The 1,184-nt window shown below is 58.6% G+C and carries 1 protein-coding gene; it reads right to left on the reverse strand.

Translation table 11 applies throughout. The features are described from left to right. Positions 1-24 precede the first annotated feature (24 nt). A protein-coding gene (locus tag ISP19_RS00060) for an IS3 family transposase (RefSeq protein WP_425489211.1) occupies positions 25-1,124 on the reverse strand; the annotation gives its coding sequence in 2 pieces (ribosomal slippage) (positions 25-864 and positions 867-1,124; 1,098 coding nt in all). Positions 1,125-1,184 lie beyond the last annotated feature (60 nt).

The following is a 1,184-nucleotide window of genomic DNA, read 5'->3' on the forward strand; positions in this document are numbered from 1 at the left end:
CTGAAGCGTCCTCATTCCTTCGAGTCATTCAGAAGTAGAGGTTGGGGTTGATGATGCCACGGCGTAACGGATGGGTGACAGACCGCCGAGAGAGCGATGTGGGCGGTCATGGTTGTAACGATGTCGCCAGTCCTCGGCCATGCGGCGTACTTCGTTGAGGCTGGTAAAGACGTAGCGGTCCAGCACCTCCGTGCGGAAGGTGCGGTTGAAACGTTCGATGTAGGCGTTCTGAGTGGGCTTGCCCGGTTGGATGTGGATCAGTTCGATGCCATGTTGCTGCGCCCATTGGCGCAACGCGGCGCTGATGAACTCGGGACCATTGTCCAGGCGTAGCCTCCTGGGTGCACCGCGCAGCTCCACCAACTCTTCCAGGGCGCGAATGACGCGTCGCGACGGCAGGCTGGTGTCGATCTCAATACGCAACGACTCCCGGTTGAAATCGTCATTCACGTTGAAGGTGCGAAAACGTCGCCCTGACCAGAGGGCATCGGCCATGAAATCGGCTGACCATGTGTGATTGGCGTGCATGGGAACCTCTAGCGGCTCACGGATACGGTCGGGCAGCCGTCGCTTGCCACGTCGTGGCAGATTCAACTTCAGGGCGACATAGACGCGCCAACTGCGGGTCTTGCCGAAGCCCTTGGGGTGCAACGCCTGGTCGAAGAGAAGGCTGAAGCCATGGCCAGGGTTGTCCTTCAAATGGGATTCGATGGTTTCGATCAATGGCCCATCGTCACGAAGCCGGGGCCGATAGTGCCGCGCAGAACGCGACAAACCCAGCGTACGGTCAGCACGCCGGGCGCTCAGGCCATGATGGGTTTGCATCGCCAGACTCAGCTCCAATCGCCGCGCCTGGCTCAAAGTTTTCGCGAGAGAACATCCTTCAGAGCGTGATGTTCCAGGGCCAAGTCCGCATACATGCGCTTAAGCCGAGCCAATTCGGCCTCGACCTCTTTGAGATGGCGCAGCTGCGATACCTCCATGTTGGCGTACTTGCTCTTCCAGACGTAATACGTCGGCTCGCTGATCCCGTGCTTGCGGCAGGTCTCGGCAACCTTGGCGCCTGCCTCGACTTCTTTGAGGATCCGGACAATCTGTTCTTCGTTGAACTTCGACTTTTTCATGCAGAGCTCCTTGGGGTGGAACTCTACTTCCAACTGGATCGAATCAGCGAGGACGCTTCA

The sequence above is a fragment of the Dyella flava genome (genome assembly GCF_016904955.1).
GTDB classification, from domain to species: domain Bacteria; phylum Pseudomonadota; class Gammaproteobacteria; order Xanthomonadales; family Rhodanobacteraceae; genus Dyella_B; species Dyella_B flava.